The sequence below is a fragment of the Bacillus sp. 22475 genome (assembly GCF_052044835.1).
In the GTDB taxonomy this organism is placed as follows: domain Bacteria; phylum Bacillota; class Bacilli; order Bacillales; family Bacillaceae_G; genus Bacillus_A; species Bacillus_A cereus.
The window spans coordinates 1-18,984 of sequence record NZ_JBQENW010000037.1 but is presented as its reverse complement, the minus strand read 5'-3'; the positions used below and the strand labels follow the sequence as shown (position 1 = coordinate 18,984).

The window sequence follows — 18,984 nt, the reverse complement described above, 5'->3', positions numbered from 1 at the left end:
AAAGCATTCCGAAAATCGGAATGCTTTTTATCGCTAGCTAATTAGTTTTTTGTAACGTTAGCTGCTTGTGGTCCGCGGTTTCCTTCAACGATTTCGAAAGAAACTTCTTGACCTTCTTCTAAAGTTTTGAAGCCGTCGCCTTGGATAGCTGAGAAATGTACGAATACGTCTTCTCCACCTTCAACTTCGATGAAACCAAAACCTTTTTCGCCGTTAAACCATTTAACTTTACCTGTTTGCATGTCATGTACCTCCTAAATAAAAATGAAACTATGAATCCACATGAAAAGGTGGATATAAAGGACATGAATGTATAACAAGCTTACAGCCTTTAATACAACGTGCTTTATTTCCGTACCACATTATGTAGCTCAATAGTGCTTTCACTATATCATGCTATATCGAAAACGTCAAATGAGAACACTTTCATTCCATCATTTTTTATAATACTAGTATAACCTTAAATTTTCATTCTATTTTTAGTCGAAAATTAACAAAACTACAGTATTCTAATTCTTTTAACTTCTGTACAATAGAATTACTACATATTTATGAGGTGAAAAAATGCAAGCACATGAAATCGAATATAAGTTATATGGCGATGATATGCAATTTGTTGAAATTGAATTAGACCCAAAAGAAAGCGTTGTCGCAGAAGCGGGCGCAATGATGATGATGGAAGACTACATCGAAATGGAGACAATCTTCGGTGATGGTTCTGGCCCATCTAACGGTCTATTCGGAAAATTAATGGGAGCAGGTAAACGTCTCGTTACAGGTGAAAGCATGTTTATGACTGTATTTACAAATACAGGGCACGGCAAACGCCACGTCTCATTTGCTGCTCCTTATCCTGGTAAAATTATTCCTGTAGATTTAACAGAATATCAAGGGAAAATCGTTTGTCAAAAAGATGCCTTTCTTTGTGCCGCAAAAGGTGTTTCTATCGGAATTGAATTTACGAAAAAAATAGGAACTGGTTTCTTCGGTGGTGAAGGTTTCATCATGCAGAAACTTGAAGGTGACGGCCTTGCTTTCATGCACGCAGGTGGAACTGTATATAAGCGTGAATTAAAACCTGGTGAGAAACTTCGTATTGATACAGGTTGCCTCGTTGCCATGACAAAAGATATTAACTATGATATCGAATTCGTTGGAAAAGTAAAAACAGCTCTATTTGGCGGTGAGGGTTTATTCTTCGCAACATTAGAAGGTCCTGGAACAGTTTGGATTCAGTCCTTAACACTTAGCCGATTAGCAGCACGCCTTACAAGCCCAGCAGCGCAAAGTACTGGTGAAGGTAGTGTTTTAGGTGGCCTTGGTCGTCTTTTAGATGGGAAAGAGTAAACAGTGCCCTTATGTTGGCATGGCCATCAACTAATAAAATAATAAAATTAAAACACCCTTGCTTGCAGTAATGCAGTGAAAGGGTGTTTTAATTTACGTCTACAAACGAGAAAAAGCAGATGAAATAAAGTAATAAGGTTTACTTCAGTAAAATAAGGTATATTATATTTGTTGAATAGATTCTCTTTAAAGACAAGAAAAGTAGGTGAACAAAGTGGGAAAATATCAATTGGATTCCAAAAGTCAGGTAGCTGTGGCAAAGTTTCATGAAAAACAGAAGCCTGCCAAATTTGATAAAAAGCAGCAACTTGAACAATTACGTGCGGAGTATTTGAAAAAAAAGCAAAAACAAACAGATAAATAATATGTTTCGTTTCCCGAAATTTTCGGTATATAGTGCGAACAAACACAAGTAAATAGGTAATCATCGTTCAAATATATACAGGCTATTTTTTCAAACCTCTTACAAGCCCAGCATTATAAAGTACTGGTGAAAGTAGTATATTAGGTGGCCTTGTTCACCTTTTAGATGGAAAAGAGTAAAAAATGCCTCCAATGCAAAAAAACATCGGAGGCATTTCTCTAAAGTTTATGACTATGGCACTTTATTTTTACTGCGGAGGGCTATACATACCATTTCGAATCATATAATACTCCATCGCTTCATTAAGCCATGCCTCTTCTTCTTCCGTGTAAGGAGATGGCATCATATTATTATATTGTTCTTCTACATTCTCTAATTTACCTAAAGAATACATTGTCTCTTCACCAACATACTTAAGAGTCGCCTTCATATGTTCATCAACCAATTTTTGCACTTCTGAATCCTCAATTTGTCTTCCAAATAACCTTTTCACTTCTTTTGCTAAACGCACAAACTCTTTATCAAGTGCTATGCCCTCTTCTTCCGACTTATTATATAATCCATCAGCCAATTCTTTTGATACATATCCTTCAAGCCATAAACGTTGTTCGTTTTCTTTTTGAATGCTGTTAATTAGACTCATTAATATGTCACTATCCAACTCTTCATCTTCCTCAAGACATACCATTGTTCGTTCAAGCGCCTTTATCGAAACTTCAATGTGTCTTCTCTTTTCTTCAAAGGCTTTTCTTTGTTGTTCCAACGTTTCTTTTAAATTTACATTCAAACTTGGCATTTTCAGCATAACGCGTATTTCTTCTAAACTATATCCTAATACTTTAAGACTCACTATTTTCTGTAGCTCTAATATATCTTTTCCTTTGTACAAACGGTGACCAGAGCTAACATTCTTTTCAGGTTTAAGTAGTCCAATTTCATCGTAATATTGTAGTGTCCGTATTGATGTGCCTGTCCTCTTTGAAAACTCACCAATTGAACAGCCTTCCCTTTTGCTCATCTTACACTCCTCCTAACAATATGTTTACAAAAATCATACTCCCTCACGTAACTGTAGGTTCAAGTCTTTTTTCCAAAAGCATGAATCAAGTTCCTCACCGCATATATTAAACTATACCTTTTCTTAAGGAGGGCTTCCTTAATGCGTACTCCTTTATCCTTTGATAAAGACACTGCCATACTGTTAGCTTCTTGTTGTGAGTTAACGTATGAACAATATAAACAAAATGGTATTTTCGAAATACCAGATGGTTTTCAATATGTACAAGGGTTTCAAGGAAAAGCCATTCAAACAACAGAATGGTTCGGGTTTATATTAGAATCTGAGGATACAATTATCGTTGCCTTCAGGGGCACTCAAACAGACCCTGATTGGATTATTGACTCTCTCGTCAATCAAAAACCTTATCCTTATGCTTTAAATAGCGGAAATGTCCATAACGGCTTTCTCTCTATTTATGAGTCTTGTCGTGATTCTATTATGGATATGCTTGTATCATTGCCAGCACATAAAAAACTGCTAGCTACTGGGCATAGTCTAGGTGGCGCGCTTGCCACATTACACATATTAGATGCACGTATAAATACTGCCTTCGCACAGTATGGACTTTATACATTCGCTTCTCCAAAAGTAGGAGATATCGCTTTTCGAAACTATTATAAACTACAAGTAGCTAGTAGCTTTCGTTTCGTCAACTTGTTCGATGTCGTTCCACTTCTCCCTCCCCGAAACATAAATTTTAATGATCATGATTGGGAGTATGCACACGTCCATCACAATATGACATTTACAAAAAATACAAAATCCATTACAAATAATCATTCCATTACAACATACAAAACATGTCTGACTTCTCATTTTTAACCAGTAAACAATTGGAAATAAAATATTCGTATACTATAATACTCTATGAAGTTATTTTTGGATGAGGGGACCTTACATGTTAAAATTTATCTTCACACTTTTTCTTATTGTAATTTTTACGGTCACAGGTTTCTTTACATTTTCATACTTTGCGACAGGAGAGTACGATGGGGCAGGTATCATATATACCACTGTTCCATTTCTTTCTTAAGCAAAATAAATAAAACGAGCTTAATTTTATTAAGCCCGTTTTATTTATTAATATCCATTTTTGTTGGTAAATCGATAATATATCTCCCAACGTAGCAACCTCTTTAAAACTGTTTAACTGCATTACCAATACCCCAAATTTCATTGCTATACTGCAAAATCGTTCGATCACTCGCAAAATGACCAGACTGTGCAATATTTAAAATCGACATTTCTAGCCACTTTGTTCGGTTCTCATAAGCTCTCCCGACAGCTTCTTGTCTTTCCGCATATGGGCCAAAATCTCGCAGAACGAAATATTCATCATTTTGAATAACAAGAGAATCGTAAATCGCTTCAAATTCAGCTCCCGATTGTGCAAAGAAACCATTTGTTAATTGATCAACTACTTTTTTAATGTGCCTATTGTGGTGATAATAATCACTTGCACGATATCCACCATTTTGATAGTAATGAAGAACCTCTTCCGCTGTTAAGCCGAAAATGAAACAGTTATCATCACCGACCCGGTCTTTTATTTCAATGTTAGCTCCGTCTAGCGTTCCGAGTGTAATCGCACCATTCATCATAAATTTCATATTACCTGTTCCCGATGCTTCTTTACTCGCCGTTGAAATTTGTTCACTTACATCCGCTGCCGGGAATATATCTTCCGCTAAAGAAACTCGATAGTTTTCTAGAAAGATAACTTTCATATATTGACTGACATACGGGTCATTATTTACTTTTCTTGCGAGTTCATTTATTAATTTAATAATTTTTTTCGCGTAATAATATCCAGGTGATGCTTTCGCTCCAAAAATAAAAGTACGCGGATAAAATGTAAAACTAGCATCCTCTTTCAAACGGTTATACAAATATAAAATATGAAGAACATTTAATAATTGTCGTTTGTAAGCATGTAATCTTTTCACTTGCACATCAAAAATAGAATTTGGATCAATCGTAATCCCCATTGTATTATGAATGCGCTCCGCTAAAATCTCTTTACGTTCTTGTTTTACTTCTGCAAATTTCTCTTGGAAACTCGCATCATATTGAACTGTTTGCAACGATTGAAGCTTAATCGGTTCTTTCTTCCACTCTGTTCCAATCGCCTCTGAAATGAGATTTGTTAACTGTGGATTTGCTTTCATAAGCCAGCGCCTATGAGCAATTCCATTCGTCTTATTATTAAACTTATCTGGATAAAATTCATAAAACAATCGCATTTCCCGCTGCTTTAATATTTCCGTATGAATTTTTGCTACACCGTTTACGCTATGGCTACCGACAATTGCTAAATGAGCCATTTTCACAAGATCATGCGCAATAATCGCCATGTCTTCAATGCGATGCCATTCATAAGGATAACGTTCCCAAAGTTCATGACAGAAACGTTCATTAATCTCTTCAATAATCATATAAATTCTCGGTAATAATGGTTTAAAAATGTGAATTGGCCACTTTTCGAGCGCTTCTGATAACGTCGTATGATTCGTATAAGAAATCGTCTGCGTCGTTATGTGCCAAGCTTCTTCCCATGTTAACTTTTCTTCGTCTAGTAAAATACGCATCAGTTCTGGAATTGCTAAAACCGGATGTGTATCGTTAATGTGAATCGCAATTTTTTCATGTAGTTGACGAAGGTCACCATATCTTTCTCTATGCATTCGAACGATATTTTGTAAACTTGCTGATACGAGGAAATACTGTTGTTTTAAACGAAGTATTTTCCCCTCATCATGCGTATCATCTGGATATAAAAACTCCGATACAGCCTCTGTTTCGCGCTTATATTTTAAAATATCTTTGCAGTTTTGCGGGAAAGGAACTGGTTCAGCATTCCAAAGTCTAAGTGTATTTACAGTACTCGTCTCATAGCCTACTACCGGCACATCATATGGCACTGCCATAATGACTTCTGCATTTGTATGCCTAAACTCTAAACGCCCGTCAATTTCTAGCGGTTCAACACTGCCGAAATAACTTACTTCCACAGCTTGATCATGCCTTCTTACTTCCCATACATTTTCATGAAGAAGCCACTGTTCTGGAAATTCAACTTGATAACCATCAACAATTTTCTGATCAAACAAACCATGTTTATAACGAATTCCACAGCCGTGTCCTGGTAAGTTTAAAGATGCAAGTGAATCAAGAAAACAGGCCGCTAAGCGTCCAAGGCCACCATTACCAAGGCCTGCATCTGCTTCCACTTCTTCTAACTCTTGCAACGAAATCCCTAGTTCAGATAACCCCTGCTCGCATACATCTCTAATACCTAAATTCAAGATGTTACTTCCAAGCAAACGTCCAAGCAAAAACTCAATAGACAAGTAATACATTTGCTTTTGCTCTCCGGATCGATAACTCTCATTCGTTGCAATCCATTGACTATTCATATACTCACGTACCATATGGCCGAGCGTATTATATTGATCACGAGTTGTAGAATCTTTGAAACTTTTCCCATACATCGTCTCTAACTTTTCTAGAAAAGTTGATTTAAAACTTTCAACATGAGTAAACATTTTTTCACCACCTACATGTTATTCCATGAGACTTTTATACAATTCCTTATAAGCAAGAGCCGATTGCTCCCAGCTATAATCTTCAGTCATCGCTTGTTTTACAAGCTGCTCCCACACTGGTTTATCGTGATAAAATTCAATTGCACGGTGAACCGTATGCAGCATGTCATGTGCATTAAAGTTCGTGAAACTGAAACCATTTCCTTCGCCTGTTTCTTCATCATAAGAATGTACTGTATCGTTTAATCCACCTGTTTCTCTTACAATTGGAATCGTACCGTACGCTAATGCGATAAGTTGTCCAAGTCCACACGGTTCAAACAGCGATGGCATTAAAAACAAATCGCTTCCCGCATATACTTGGTGCGCTAATTCTTCATTAAATCCGATATAAACTTTTACCTTCTCCGGATACTCATATGCCATCCACTCAAAGAATTGCTCATATTCCGAATCACCTGAACCTAAAATAATACATTGTACATCTTCTTCCATTATTTCGCGGAATACAGTGCGTACTAAATCAAGACCTTTTTGCTTCGTTAATCTCGTTACCATTGAAATAATTGGTGTATCCTCTTTTTCTGGCAAACCGAAATAACGCTGCAAAGCGCGTTTATTTTCACTCTTTTCATATAATGACTCTGCATCATACTGAGCCTTAATATACGAATCCGTTTCTGGATTATATACGCTCGTATCAATACCATTTACAATGCCGCTAAGCTTATCATTATATTTTCGCAGTAATCCATCTAACTTCTCACCAAAAAATTCATATTGAATTTCTTCTTTATACGTCGGGCTCACCGCTGTAATTTGATCCGAAGCGATAATACCGCCTTTCATAAAGTTTATGTTTCCATAAAACTCTAGCTGCTCACTATGAAAATATTCATCACCAAGCTCTAACAAGTCGTACATCACCTCAGGAGGAAATACTCCTTGGAACTGCAAGTTATGAATCGTATATACCGTTTTAATACGCTCATATAACGGGTTATCTTGATACTTTTCACGAAGTAAGAAATTAACCATAGCCGTATGCCAATCGTGGCTATGAAGAACATCCACTTCAAAATCAAGGTGCGGAATACACTCTAACACTGCTTTTGAGAAATAAGAAAAACGCTCCCCGTCATCATAATGACCATACAGAGAATCTCTCTTAAAATAATATTCATTATCTATTAAGTAATACGTAATTCCGTCTTGCTCACCTTTTAAAATTCCACAATATTGATTTCTCCACCCGAGCGGGACGTTAATTACTTTATGTAACGTACATCCATCTCTTAACTTTTTCGGAATGAGGCTATAATTCGGAAGTATAATACGAACGTCCACTCCTAATTTTTTCAGCTCTTTTGGGAGCGCACCCGCTACATCAGCTAATCCTCCCGATTTCACAAACGGTACACATTCTGATACTGCAAATAAAATATTCACTTGTTGTCCCACTGCGCGAAAAGTTTTTATTACTCCTCTTGCAGCTTCCTCCCTTCGAGTTTTCATTTAAATTAAAACTTTAATCAGTGGAGGAAAAAGCCCCCACTGATTCTTTAGGAATAACTATTAATCGTACTGTTTTGTACGCTTCCTTTTTCTACAACATACGGCTCATCGGCGTTTCCTTTTAATACGACACCGTCGCCAATTTTCACGTCTTTATCAATAATAACACCGTCTATTATACAGTTATCTCCAATTTGGCTCTTTTGCATAATAATACTGTTACGAATAATTGAACCTTTTCCAATTTTAACCGAACGGGAAACAACACTGTTTTCGACTTCCCCTTCAATAATACTGCCATTTGCAATCATTGTATTTTTCACGACTGCACCCTTTAGATAACGAGTTGGTGGCTCATCTTTTACTTTCGTAAAGATCGGCGCTTCTTTCTTAAATAATTGCTTCCAAATAGCAGGTTGCAAAATTTCTAAGCTATGTTTATAGTAACTTTCGATCGAGTCAATAATTGCTACATATCCAGTATGTTCATATGTAGCAATATGTAATGATTTCCCTCGTTTTTCTCTCACTACATCAAATAAACTGTATTGCTCCACATCTTTATATGTCTCAAATAAATCTAATAATAATTGTTTCTTTAACACGTATGTTTGAAGCGAAACCCCTTCATGGCAAACTTCCGTAATATCAGCTGCCGTATGTATATGTCGCTCTAACACCGCTTGAAAATTTAATGCTGTTACAAGATGGCTATTCGTAATAACAACGTACTCTTCTCTGCTTCTTAGAAAATAATCAATATGTCTTCTAAAGTGTGCAAAAGACCCAAACTCATCTTGGTCACATTGGCAGTTTGGCGGGAATAAAAATAGTCCGTCTCGTTTTCTATCTAAATCCCACTGTTTCCCTGAACCGACATGGTCCATTAACGAACGGTTTTTATGGCTTGTAAAAACTGCCACACTATGAATACTAGAATTCACCATATTTGAAAGCATGAAATCAATGAGTCGATAACGGCCCCCAAACGGTAACGCCGCTAGTGAACGATGCCCTGTTACTTTCTTTAAGGAAGGAAAACTTCCCGTTGCATTAATAATCCCTAACATTTTTTCTCCCATTCATTTCATCCCCCTTTTCTATTTCCCTTCAGCAATTAATACTACATCGTCAACATTCTTTTCTGGACGAATGATTGTTCCATCTTCGATAACCATTTCTGATCCAACAATCGCTCTTTCAATCACAACATTTTTACCAATCTTGGCCCCTGGCATAACGACAGAATCAATCACCATACTACCTTCTTCCACCGTCACTCCTTGGAATAACACAGAATGCTTCACGTCCCCTTCAATGACGCACCCTTCGTTAATAAGCGATTCTTCTACTTTCGCCTTTTCAGCAATATATTGAGGCGGTTCGTTTGGATTGACAGAGTAAATACGCCAATTACGATCGTTTAAATTAAGTGATGTTTCATCGCGAAGCAAATCCATATTCGCTTCCCATAAGCTCTTCACCGTTCCAACATCTTTCCAATATCCTTCAAACGGGTACGCCATTAGCTTCTTCCCTTCATCTAATAAAAGCGGAAGGACGTCTTTTCCAAAATCGTTACTAGATTCAGGATTTCTTGCATCCATCTCTAAATACTCTTTCAAAATTGACCAATTAAAAATATAGATTCCCATCGATGCAAGATTACTTCTTGGAAATTGTGGTTTCTCTTCAAACTCAACAATCTCCATCTCTTCATTTGTATTCATAATTCCAAAGCGACTCGCTTCATCCCAAGGTACTTCAATAACAGAAATGGATACGTCCGATTCTTTCTCAATATGGTAATCTAGCATCTTACTGTAATCCATTTTATAAATATGGTCGCCTGATAAAATAAGAACATACTCCGGTTCATACTGACTTAAATAGTTTAAATTTTGATAAATGGCACTTGCCGTACCTGTATACCACTTAACCCCTGAAGACTCCGCATAAGGAGGTAACACTGTGACCCCACCGTTTACTCGGTCTAAATCCCACGCATTTCCGATTCCGATATAATTATGAAGTTCAAGTGGTTGATATTGTGTTAAAATCCCAACCGTTTCAATACCAGAATTCGCACAGTTACTTAGCGTAAAATCAATAATGCGATATTTACCACCAAATGGAACAGCTGGCTTGGCTAAATTTTTTGTTAATGCACTTAAACGACTACCTTTTCCCCCTGCTAGTAACATTGCTACGCACTTTTGTTTTTGAGCCATCTTGTTTTTTGCTCCCCTTTCTCGTCTTCACTGGTCGTAATATGGATACGCCAAATGGTGGAATTGTAATCTCTACATGTGCCGCTTGATTATGGTACGGTTCTAGAATTGTCTTAAGACGTTTCTTATTCACTTGCCCGGAACCGCCATATTGCTCAGCATCACTGTTTAAAATCTCGTTATAATACTCGAAATCTGGTACACCTACTTTATAGTTTTCATATGTAGCTTTCGTAAAATTACATACGACAACTAACGCATCTTCTTGTTTATCCCCTTGGCGAATAAAAGAGAAAATACTTTGCTCATTATTATTAGCATCAATCCACTGAAAACCTTCAGGTGAATGGTCAAGTTGCCACAGTGGTTTTGAGCGCTTATACAATGCTATGAGCTCATTAAAGTAATCATGCATATAACGATGCATTTCAAAATCATGTAAATTCCAATCTAAATCTTCGAGGTCTTTCCACTCATCAAACTGTCCGAATTCTCCTCCCATGAAAAGTAACTTCTTTCCTGGGTGAGTAAAGAAATATCCATATAATAAACGAAGCTGAGCAAACTTATCCCAGTAATCACCTGGCATTTTATTTAATAACGACTTTTTCCCATGAACGACTTCATCATGAGAAAGCGGTAATATGAAGTTTTCAGAGTACGCATATAGTAAAGAAAACGTCATTTTCTCATGAATGTGTTTCCTATATTCAGGCGCACACTCCATATATTTCAGCACGTCATTCATCCAGCCCATGTTCCATTTGTAATTGAATCCAAGTCCACCTTCATACGTTGGAGTTGTTACAAGTGGCCAAGCTGTTGAATCTTCTGCCGTCATAAGAAAATCTTCATCCTCTGCAAACACTGCTTCATTTAACTCTCTTAAAAATGAAACAGCATGCTCATTACTTTGCTCTTGTCCTTCTTTATTCCAGTACAACATGTTCGCAACTGCATCAACTCTGAAACCATCAATATGGAAATATCTCATCCAAAATAACGCATTTGAAATTAAGAAATTACGTACCTCTCTCTTTCCTAAATCAAAATTGACAGTTCCCCATACTGGATTTTCTTGTACATCTTTATCTTTATATTCATAGGTCGGTGTACCATCAAACAAATATAAACCGTGAGCATCTTTACAAAAATGCCCCGGCACCCAATCTAAAATGACACCGATTCCATATTTATGACATTCGTCGACAAAATGCATTAAATCATGCGGCGTACCAAATCTACTCGTCGCTGCATAATATCCCGTTCCTTGGTATCCCCAAGAACGATCATATGGATGCTCAACAAGCGGCATAATTTCAATATGTGTAAATTGATGTTCCACCACATACGGGATGAGCTCTTCAACCATTTCCCTGTAAGAGTACAGCGTTCCATCTTCTTTCTTTTTCCAAGAACCAAAATGTAATTCATAAACTGTCATCGCTTCTTTATAAATCGATTTTTTCTTTTTCTTACGATTCCAGTTTTTATCATTCCATTCATATCCTTTTATATCAAAAACTACAGATGCCGTATTCGGTCTTACTTCTGCATATACAGCATACGGATCTGCCTTTAAAATGACGTCACCAGCCAACGTTTCAATCGCATATTTATATATTTCTCCTTCTTCAATATGCGGTATAAATAAGGACCAAATGCCTTCTTCTGTCACTTGTAGCATCTTATGTTGCTCATAATCCCACTCATTAAAATCCCCAACAACACTCATTGCTTTCGCATGAGGAGCCCACACTGTAAATCGTACCCCTTGAATCTCATCTTCCATCACAACATGTGCGCCAAAGATGTTATAACTTTCATAGTACTTTTCTGTATGAAACTCATCTCGTTTCACTTCTTCACAATTTATTACACTCAATATGCTCACCTCACTTAGATGACAGAATTTTTTATACTTTAACTATTTCTGCGAAAAGCTGCAATATCCTTGTTAATTTATAAAAAATATTCGTTTTTTTCTTAAAAATGTTAGTTTTTCTTCACATTTCCGTGTAAAATATCGAATTTTGACGAATATTAATTGAAAACGCTTTATTATCCTTCTATATTTCTGTCTATTATTTTTTCTCAACCTTTATTTTATTAGGTTTATACTATTTTTCATGCTATTTTCCAATCAAAATCAAAACAAAATAATCTGTCATAAAAAAATGTTTCTCAACATTTTTTGTCATAATTTTATTGAAATGCGAAATTCATAAGCATATACTTGTTCTCAATAAAGAACTGCGATCTTTCGTAACTATAATTCATAGCAGACTACTATGTTTACTTATTTATCCTTGTTGCGAACGATTGCTATAAAAATTTAACTAGGGGGCTTTCTTATGTCATTAAAACAAAAAGTAGGAATGGGAGTTGGCACCGCTTCACTTGGTTTATCCCTTACATTCGGAGGTGTATTCGCCTATTTCAGTGATTCAGAAACATCGAGTAATTCATTTCAAGCTGGAACACTAGATCTTTCTATTAATCAAAGTGTAATCGTTAATGTGAAAGATTTAAAACCAGGTGATTTTATTGAAAGGAACTTCAAGCTTGAAAATAAAGGTACATTGGATATCGCAAAAGTAGCACTTGAAACATCATATGAAGTTACAGATGCAAAGCAAAATAATGACGGTGAAGATTTAGGTGATCACATTATCGTCAAGTTTCTAGTGAATGACGGACAGCCATCTAATTCAAACGATGATCATGAGATTTTGTGGGAAACAAAACTATCAGAAGTGAACTACCCACCACTTAGCATATCTTACGAGCTTACTTGAAGTGGGGGCTTCTCGGTTAGTCGCTACTTTTAATAGCTAACGAATTTGTCCTAGGACAGCCGAGCTAACACCCTTGTTCCAAAGGTTATTTTGTGCTATTTACGCTATCGCTAGCTAATAGGCGTATGGCTTCTCTTTTAATATTAATAGCTGCGTTATAGTCGCGACTTATTGTTAGTCCACAAGAACACTCATACGTGCGTTCAGATAGTAGCATATCTTTTCTGTTTCCACAATTACTACACATCTTTGTAGAAGGAAACCACCTATCTACTTTTACAAGCTGTTTTCCTTGTTCTTGTAGCTTATATGCTAAAAATGTAGTGAACATCCTCCAACCGTTATCTGCTACACTCTTACCAAAGCGAAGTGCTCGTGACATTCCTTTCATATGTAAGTCTTCAATTGCTACAACATCAAAGTTCGTAGCTAATTCTTTAGACTTATGATGAAGGAAATTTTTACGTTGATTGGCGACTTTTTCATGCAACTTCGCTACACAAATGCGTTGTTTATTCCAGCGCACTGAGCCTTTCACACGTCTTGCTAATACTCGTTGTGCCTTTGCTAATCGATTCAGCATCTGACGATAAAAGCGAGGATAATTGGCTTTCTCATCTTCGCTACTCACATACAATTCGGCCATTGCGAAGTCTAATCCAACTACACTTTCTACTTCTTTCTGAACAATTTCCTTTTCATATTCAGTTAAAACAGACACATAATACTTACCAGTTGGTGTCAGCGAAATCGTGCATGATTTAATGATATGGTTTTGCGGTATCTCTCTATGTTGTTTCAATCGCACTAATTTCAGTTTCGGTAGTTTGATATAACCATGAAATAACATAATATTTCCGTTTACTCTATTTGTTGTATAGGATTTTCTACTCTTTTTACTTTTGAATGTAGGAAAATCACTTTGACCACTAAAAAAATTCTTATACGCAGTTTGCAAGTTTAATTGAGCGTTAGCCAATGCTAATAAATCGACTTCTTTCAACCATTCATACTTCACCTTGTATTTCGCAGGAGTAGGGAATTTTTGTTTCTTTAGTTCTTCCTTGTTCTCTTTGTATTTTTCGTATACTTTTTTTCGTTCAGCTAGCATTTTGTTATATACAAAGCGTACACACCCAAAAGTTTTACGTATCAGATTTGCTTGTTCTTCTGTTGGATACAGACGAAACTTGTACGCCTTATTATGCTTTGTCATATTAATTCATCTCACTTTTCGCCTTGATCTCCCATAAACTGTTTTACTTTATCTACGGCGAGCCACCAAAGATGATAACACAACATGAACACTGAGTTACTATTATTTAATTTCATGGTTATACCAAAAGTCTCCTCTTATAAGGCTGATTATATCAGAGGCAAAATAAATAGGACAACTAAATCAAACCGAAATTATCGCTAGCAACTATGGTAAAAAAGGACTAACTGTAAAAGACGGAGACCTTAATAAAGATGGGATTGTCGACGAAAAAGATATTCGCTTCGTTGAAAAAAACTTCTTGAAAAAAGGGCCAGATGCATCTAAATCACAAACACCTGTAGAAAAATCAAAAAGCGGTACACTGACAGATATTTTAAAGAAATTGGGATTAACGCCTAAAAAATAATAATAAAGAGCACTCTACGTAAAGTAGAGTGCTCTTTTCTATAAACGACCCTTATCCAGCAAAAGGGGTATATTGGGGATATACAAGGGAAACCGGAAAAGGAATTTATATTAAATTATATAAGTTTAGAGGTAAGAAGCAGTTTCCCACCTCTGAATTATTTAGCAATTATTATAGTACTGGTGCCATTGTTTCTTTTAATACTTTTACAGAATGAGCGAATTTCGCTTTTTCATCTTCATTTAGCTCAAGTTCTACGATTTCACGTACACCTTCGCGGTTAATTACAGCTGGAACACCTACGTAAGCATCTTTCTCTCCGTATTGACCTTCAAGGTATGCAGATACAGTTAATACGCTGTTCTCGTTGTTTAAGATTGCTTTAGTTACACGAAGTAGTGACATACCGATTCCGTAGTAAGTTGCACCTTTACGCTCGATAATATGGTAAGCTGCATCACGTACGTTTTCGAAGATTTTATCTAAGTCTTCTTGATTGTAATGTTCGTTGTTAGCTAAGATTGTTTCTAGTTTTTGTACACCGATAGTAGCGTGGCTCCATACTGGAAGCTCAGTGTCACCGTGTTCACCAACGATGTAAGCATGAACGTTACGTGGATCTACATCTAAGTAGTCACCTAACATGTAACGGAAACGAGCAGAGTCTAAAGTAGTACCAGAACCGATTACGCGCTCTTTTGGTAAACCAGATTCTTTCCAAGTTACGTAAGTTAAAATGTCAACTGGGTTAGTTGCGATTAAGAAGATTCCATCGAATCCACTATCCATAATACCGCGAACGATTTGTTTAAAGATCTTTGTATTTTTCTCAACTAAGTCTAAACGAGTTTCACCTGGCTTTTGTGGTAATCCAGCAGTGATAACTACTAAATCTGCATCTTTACAATCTGCATAGCTACCGCTCCAAACTTTCGTTGGTGATGGAGAGAATGGTACCGCATGGCTTAAGTCCATTGCTTCCCCTTCTGCTTTTGCTTCATTAACATCTACTAATACGAACTCTTCAGCTACACCTTGGTTGATCATTGAGTAAGCGTAACTACAACCTACAGCTCCTGTTCCTACTAATACTACACGATTGATACCTTTTTTCATGGTAATTTCCCCTCTCTATTGTTCGCATCTATTTTTTATGATTGTTTAAGTAATTAATTAAAATACTAATTTAATGTTGTTTAACTTCTTTACATTCATATTGTAGCACGTATTATTGTGAATTACTTCACAAATTATGACCTATTTGTGAACTTTTTCACATAGAGTGTAAAGTTATTAAATCAAGTATGAAATCAATCTCAATGGAGGCGTTTTCTTTAGATTGTGAATAAAAATAATGTGATTTGATTCTTCCCTGCAACTAAATTTACTTTCTATAATCAAAATCCTAATGTTCACAAAAAATGTAATCACATTATCACCTCCCTTTTAACCATTACCGTATATTAATAAAAAAATATTAGTTAAAATCATGCATTCTTTTCTAATAATAAACCATTCAATATAAGTGACAGGCTATGCAAAGCTTTAGACAACTGTGCCTCTGCATCTTCAGAATTTGCGATCCAACAAGCGAGATCCACTAGTCCACCATTTATGAACCTTGCTAAAGCTTCACAGTCCGTCTTTTCAATAATACAATTATTCATTAGTTGCTGAAGCATCTCCGCCATCGTCACTAAACATTGTGACTGTGATGATTGATAATAACTAGTTCCTAATACTGCTGGTGCATCACGAAGTACGATTCGCTGAATTTCTGGATTAAGTGCCATCGTTAAATAAGCACGACAGCGCCCAACAAATCCTTCCCATTCCCCTTCCGCCTCATCTGATACTTTCCCTAATTTATTATCCATTTCCATGTCAATTTCTTTTACAACCGCTTCTAACAATCCTTTTTTATCACCAAAATGATGATAAATTGCACCACGGGTTAAACCGACAGATGCTGTAAAATCATCCATAGATGTGTTTACATATCCAATTGTTCCAAAAGCCTCTCTTGCTGCACTCAGCAATTTAGCACGTGTTTCAATAATCATTTCTGCTCTTGTTTTTCTAACCATCTTTTCCTCCTACATCTATTTATTCCCTTTATTCAAAATGAATCCCATTATAGTATCGTTCTCTATGTAAAAGAAGAAATCCTTTGAACGTCAGCCCTCTATCCAGAGATAAAACATTTCAATTGACATACGCACCGTATGTTAATATGATATTGACATACGGTGCGTATGTCAATTTTTTCTATCTCACAAGATAATATAACTTCTTACTTATACCCTATATTGACTCACTGCCCCCTTTTTATAGAAGTATTAATGAAACAGAGGAGGAGTTAAAAGAATGAAGAATGTATATGTAAACGTCAAATATTTTGGTGATTATTATGTTTAATTCCTATCGTGAGATTTTCAGTGCTCCTGGTACAAAAGGATTCTCATTAGCAGGATTTATAGCTCGTATGCCCATATCAATGATGGGCATTGGTATTGTTACAATGTTATCTCAATTACGTGGTGACTATTGGCTTGCTGGAGCCGTTGCAGCCACCTTTACATTATCATCAGCTTTACTAGCTCCTCATATCTCTCGTATGGCCGATTATTTAGGGCAATCTCGCATCCTTCTTCCGACTACAGGTATCAGTGTTTTCTTTACGATTCTCTTACTCCTATGTACAAAATATGAAGCGCCTTATTGGACGTTATTTCTATCTGCCTTATGTGCAGGTTGTATGCCAAACATGTCGGCCATGGTACGTGCACGGTGGACTAAACTATACCGTGGATCCCATAAATTGCATACAGCATTCTCATTTGAATCGGTCGTCGACGAAATTTGCTTCATAATTGGTCCTGTGTTATCCGTCAGTTTAAGTGTTATGTTCTTCCCAGAAGCAGGGCCACTTTTATCATCTGTTTTTCTTACAATCGGAGTATGCCTGTTTACCATTCAAAAAAGTACAGAACCGCCCGTACATCCCCACGACATTACAGATAAAGGAACAGTATTTAAAATTGGTTCATTACGAGTACTAGTATTTACACTCATCGCTATAGGTACTATATTTGGCACAATAGATGTAGTTAGTGTAGCTTTTGCTGAGCATCAAGGAAACGCAGTAGCTGCTAGCTTTGTGCTTTCCGTCTATGCAATCGGTTCATGCCTGGCAGGTCTTATTTTCGGTACCCTTAAACTCCGTACTCCACCCTATAATCAATTTTTAATAGCAGTCACACTATCCTTGATAACAATGCTGCCACTAGTTTTCGTAAACACTATCGCTTGGCTAATAGTTATTGTTTTCTTTGCAGGGCTATCTGTCGCTCCTACTATGATTATTACTATGGGACTAGTGGAAAAAATCGTACCTGAATCAAAAATAACCGAAGGAATGACTTGGGCAATTACAGGACTTGGTATTGGAGTCTCTCTAGGATCAGCAGTAGCTGGTTTAGTTATTGATACATTTGGAGCTCGTGCAGGGTTTAGTGTGGCTATTATAGCAGGAGGTCTTGCCTTAACTATTGCACTTTTAGGATACAAAACTCTTTACTCCGCATATAGTCATGCTGTTATGAAACCAGATGGACATTCAGCAGAGAGTTAAAATATATTCAAAAATAGGATTACCTCTTCTTCTGTATAAGAAAAGGTAATCCTATTTAAATTAATATAACTTTTTTAAATGTATTATTTATAATCTGGCATATCTTCTTCTATATTTATAAACAACAAAAAAGAGATAGCAGATTATGCTATCTCTTTTAGTATGACCCGTACGGGATTCGAACCCGTGTTACCGCCGTGAAAGGGCGGTGTCTTAACCACTTGACCAACGGGCCAATTACTGGCAGAGAAGAAGGGATTCGAACCCTCGCACCGCGTTCGCGATCTACTCCCTTAGCAGGGGAGCCCCTTGAGCCACTTGGGTACTTCTCTATAAATATGGCTCCGCAGGTAGGACTCGAACCTACGACCGATCGGTTAACAGCCGATAGCTCTACCACTGAGCTACTGCGGAACAATTATGGTGGGCCTAAATGGACTCGAACCATCGACCTCACGCTTATCAGGCGTGCGCTCTAACCAGCTGAGCTATAGGCCCATAATTGAAAAGCGGGTGAAGAGAATCGAACTCTCGACCAGAGCTTGGAAGGCTCTTGTTTTACCACTAAACTACACCCGCATTAAATTGAAAATGGTGAGCCATGAAGGATTCGAACCTTCGACCCTCTGATTAAAAGTCAGATGCTCTACCAACTGAGCTAATGGCTCATTTTGAAAGTGGTGCCGGCTAGAGGACTTGAACCCCCAACCTACTGATTACAAGTCAGTTGCTCTACCAATTGAGCTAAGCCGGCTTGCGACTTCAAAATGGTGGCTCGGGACGGAATCGAACCGCCGACACGAGGATTTTCAGTCCTCTGCTCTACCGACTGAGCTACCGAGCCTTATTAAAATGGCGGTCCCGA

15 protein-coding genes, 8 tRNA genes and 2 pseudogenes are annotated in these 18,984 nt (G+C 37.0%); 7 read left to right on the top strand and 18 right to left on the bottom strand.

The window, feature by feature from the left end; translation table 11 throughout:
* Window positions 1-41 precede the first annotated feature (41 nt).
* Window positions 42-242: a cold-shock protein CspD gene (gene cspD / locus ACTJJY_RS28815; protein ID WP_001193052.1), complete on the bottom strand. Its 201-nt coding sequence runs from the start codon at window positions 240-242 to the stop codon at window positions 42-44.
* Between the two features lie 322 nt (window positions 243-564).
* On the opposite strand from cspD, the gene ACTJJY_RS28810 reads away from it, so the two are divergent.
* Complete coding sequence (locus ACTJJY_RS28810) at window positions 565-1,347, top strand: TIGR00266 family protein (RefSeq protein WP_001147844.1); 783 nt, start codon at window positions 565-567, stop codon at window positions 1,345-1,347.
* 214 nt (window positions 1,348-1,561) lie between these two features.
* A complete protein-coding gene (locus ACTJJY_RS28805) occupies window positions 1,562-1,711 on the top strand; it encodes a hypothetical protein (RefSeq protein WP_000521642.1) in 150 nt (49 codons plus the stop codon).
* 247 nt (window positions 1,712-1,958) lie between these two features.
* On the opposite strand, the gene ACTJJY_RS28800 is transcribed toward ACTJJY_RS28805, so the two are convergent.
* Window positions 1,959-2,729, bottom strand: coding sequence for a MerR family transcriptional regulator (locus tag ACTJJY_RS28800; protein ID WP_440607174.1), 771 nt, complete (start codon window positions 2,727-2,729; stop codon window positions 1,959-1,961).
* A gap of 141 nt (window positions 2,730-2,870) precedes the next feature.
* Between ACTJJY_RS28800 and ACTJJY_RS28795 the strand changes: the two genes are divergently transcribed.
* Together ACTJJY_RS28795 and ACTJJY_RS28790 are read left to right on the top strand one after the other, a co-directional pair.
* Window positions 2,871-3,593, top strand: coding sequence for a lipase family protein (locus ACTJJY_RS28795; protein ID WP_001260112.1), 723 nt, complete (start codon window positions 2,871-2,873; stop codon window positions 3,591-3,593).
* A gap of 76 nt (window positions 3,594-3,669) precedes the next feature.
* A complete protein-coding gene (locus tag ACTJJY_RS28790) occupies window positions 3,670-3,804 on the top strand; it encodes a hypothetical protein (RefSeq protein ID WP_016079902.1) in 135 nt (44 codons plus the stop codon).
* Window positions 3,805-3,907: 103 nt separating this feature from the next.
* Here ACTJJY_RS28790 and glgP read toward each other — a convergent pair whose 3' ends face one another.
* From glgP to glgB, 5 genes are all read right to left on the bottom strand, one after another.
* Window positions 3,908-6,316 carry a glycogen phosphorylase gene (gene glgP / locus ACTJJY_RS28785; protein WP_000494103.1) on the bottom strand — a complete coding sequence of 803 codons (2,409 nt, stop codon included), beginning with the start codon at window positions 6,314-6,316 and terminating at the stop codon, window positions 3,908-3,910.
* Window positions 6,317-6,334: 18 nt separating this feature from the next.
* Window positions 6,335-7,765, bottom strand: a complete 1,431-nt coding sequence (gene glgA / locus ACTJJY_RS28780) for a glycogen synthase GlgA (protein WP_043315821.1) — start codon at window positions 7,763-7,765, stop codon at window positions 6,335-6,337.
* Window positions 7,766-7,878: 113 nt separating this feature from the next.
* Window positions 7,879-8,913: a glucose-1-phosphate adenylyltransferase subunit GlgD gene (glgD, locus tag ACTJJY_RS28775; protein WP_000504170.1), complete on the bottom strand. Its 1,035-nt coding sequence runs from the start codon at window positions 8,911-8,913 to the stop codon at window positions 7,879-7,881.
* Window positions 8,914-8,931: 18 nt separating this feature from the next.
* On the bottom strand, window positions 8,932-10,062 hold the full coding sequence (gene glgC, locus ACTJJY_RS28770) for a glucose-1-phosphate adenylyltransferase (protein ID WP_000057604.1): 1,131 nt from the start codon (window positions 10,060-10,062) through the stop codon (window positions 8,932-8,934).
* Window positions 10,010-11,947 (bottom strand): 1,4-alpha-glucan branching protein GlgB, encoded by a 1,938-nt coding sequence (glgB, locus tag ACTJJY_RS28765; RefSeq protein WP_440607173.1) that lies wholly within the window; start codon window positions 11,945-11,947, stop codon window positions 10,010-10,012. Before glgB ends, glgC begins: the two co-directional genes overlap by 53 nt.
* A gap of 469 nt (window positions 11,948-12,416) precedes the next feature.
* On the opposite strand from glgB, the pseudogene ACTJJY_RS28760 reads away from it, so the two are divergent.
* Window positions 12,417-12,821: pseudogene (locus ACTJJY_RS28760) on the top strand (TasA family protein); the annotation flags it as partial.
* A 124-nt stretch (window positions 12,822-12,945) separates the two neighbouring features.
* Here ACTJJY_RS28760 and ACTJJY_RS28755 read toward each other — a convergent pair.
* A complete protein-coding gene (locus ACTJJY_RS28755; RefSeq protein ID WP_440607172.1) occupies window positions 12,946-14,076 on the bottom strand; it encodes an RNA-guided endonuclease TnpB family protein in 1,131 nt (376 codons plus the stop codon).
* Between the two features lie 178 nt (window positions 14,077-14,254).
* On the opposite strand from ACTJJY_RS28755, the pseudogene ACTJJY_RS28750 reads away from it, so the two are divergent.
* Window positions 14,255-14,485 (top strand): annotated as a pseudogene (locus tag ACTJJY_RS28750) (hypothetical protein); the annotation flags it as partial.
* Between the two features lie 171 nt (window positions 14,486-14,656).
* Here ACTJJY_RS28750 and ACTJJY_RS28745 read toward each other — a convergent pair.
* Together ACTJJY_RS28745 and ACTJJY_RS28740 are read right to left on the bottom strand one after the other, a co-directional pair.
* Entirely contained in the window at window positions 14,657-15,601 is a 945-nt protein-coding gene (locus ACTJJY_RS28745) for an L-lactate dehydrogenase (RefSeq protein WP_440607171.1), read from the bottom strand.
* A 371-nt stretch (window positions 15,602-15,972) separates the two neighbouring features.
* Window positions 15,973-16,572 (bottom strand): TetR/AcrR family transcriptional regulator, encoded by a 600-nt coding sequence (locus tag ACTJJY_RS28740; RefSeq protein ID WP_149149991.1) that lies wholly within the window; start codon window positions 16,570-16,572, stop codon window positions 15,973-15,975.
* Window positions 16,573-16,895: 323 nt separating this feature from the next.
* On the opposite strand from ACTJJY_RS28740, the gene ACTJJY_RS28735 reads away from it, so the two are divergent.
* Window positions 16,896-18,119: an MFS transporter gene (locus ACTJJY_RS28735; protein ID WP_440607189.1), complete on the top strand. Its 1,224-nt coding sequence runs from the start codon at window positions 16,896-16,898 to the stop codon at window positions 18,117-18,119.
* Window positions 18,120-18,282: 163 nt separating this feature from the next.
* On the opposite strand, the gene ACTJJY_RS28730 is transcribed toward ACTJJY_RS28735, so the two are convergent.
* The 8 genes from ACTJJY_RS28730 to ACTJJY_RS28695 form a co-directional block, all read right to left on the bottom strand.
* Window positions 18,283-18,354 (bottom strand) — tRNA-Glu (locus ACTJJY_RS28730).
* Between the two features lie 6 nt (window positions 18,355-18,360).
* A tRNA-Ser gene (locus ACTJJY_RS28725) sits at window positions 18,361-18,451 on the bottom strand.
* A gap of 7 nt (window positions 18,452-18,458) precedes the next feature.
* A tRNA-Asn gene (locus ACTJJY_RS28720) sits at window positions 18,459-18,533 on the bottom strand.
* 7 nt (window positions 18,534-18,540) lie between these two features.
* Window positions 18,541-18,617 (bottom strand) — tRNA-Ile (locus ACTJJY_RS28715).
* A 10-nt stretch (window positions 18,618-18,627) separates the two neighbouring features.
* A tRNA-Gly gene (locus tag ACTJJY_RS28710) sits at window positions 18,628-18,698 on the bottom strand.
* 13 nt (window positions 18,699-18,711) lie between these two features.
* A tRNA-Lys gene (locus tag ACTJJY_RS28705) sits at window positions 18,712-18,787 on the bottom strand.
* A 10-nt stretch (window positions 18,788-18,797) separates the two neighbouring features.
* Window positions 18,798-18,873, bottom strand: a tRNA-Thr gene (locus ACTJJY_RS28700).
* A 14-nt stretch (window positions 18,874-18,887) separates the two neighbouring features.
* Window positions 18,888-18,963: transfer RNA gene (locus tag ACTJJY_RS28695), tRNA-Phe, on the bottom strand.
* Window positions 18,964-18,984 lie beyond the last annotated feature (21 nt).

Excerpts from the sequence above, each read along its gene's own strand:
- ACTJJY_RS28800 (WP_440607174.1), bottom strand. The coding sequence starts at position 2,729 with ATGAGCAAAAGGGAAGGCTGTTCAATTGGTGAGTTTTCAAAGAGGACA.
- ACTJJY_RS28745 (WP_440607171.1), bottom strand. The coding sequence starts at position 15,601 with ATGAAAAAAGGTATCAATCGTGTAGTATTAGTAGGAACAGGAGCTGTA.
- ACTJJY_RS28790 (WP_016079902.1), top strand. The coding sequence starts at position 3,670 with ATGTTAAAATTTATCTTCACACTTTTTCTTATTGTAATTTTTACGGTC.
- ACTJJY_RS28740 (WP_149149991.1), bottom strand. The coding sequence starts at position 16,572 with ATGGTTAGAAAAACAAGAGCAGAAATGATTATTGAAACACGTGCTAAA.
- glgP (WP_000494103.1), bottom strand. The coding sequence starts at position 6,316 with ATGTTTACTCATGTTGAAAGTTTTAAATCAACTTTTCTAGAAAAGTTA.
- ACTJJY_RS28810 (WP_001147844.1), top strand. The coding sequence starts at position 565 with ATGCAAGCACATGAAATCGAATATAAGTTATATGGCGATGATATGCAA.
- glgD (WP_000504170.1), bottom strand. The coding sequence starts at position 8,913 with ATGGGAGAAAAAATGTTAGGGATTATTAATGCAACGGGAAGTTTTCCT.
- glgC (WP_000057604.1), bottom strand. The coding sequence starts at position 10,062 with ATGGCTCAAAAACAAAAGTGCGTAGCAATGTTACTAGCAGGGGGAAAA.
- ACTJJY_RS28795 (WP_001260112.1), top strand. The coding sequence starts at position 2,871 with ATGCGTACTCCTTTATCCTTTGATAAAGACACTGCCATACTGTTAGCT.
- ACTJJY_RS28755 (WP_440607172.1), bottom strand. The coding sequence starts at position 14,076 with ATGACAAAGCATAATAAGGCGTACAAGTTTCGTCTGTATCCAACAGAA.
- ACTJJY_RS28735 (WP_440607189.1), top strand. The coding sequence starts at position 16,896 with ATGTTTAATTCCTATCGTGAGATTTTCAGTGCTCCTGGTACAAAAGGA.
- cspD (WP_001193052.1), bottom strand. The coding sequence starts at position 242 with ATGCAAACAGGTAAAGTTAAATGGTTTAACGGCGAAAAAGGTTTTGGT.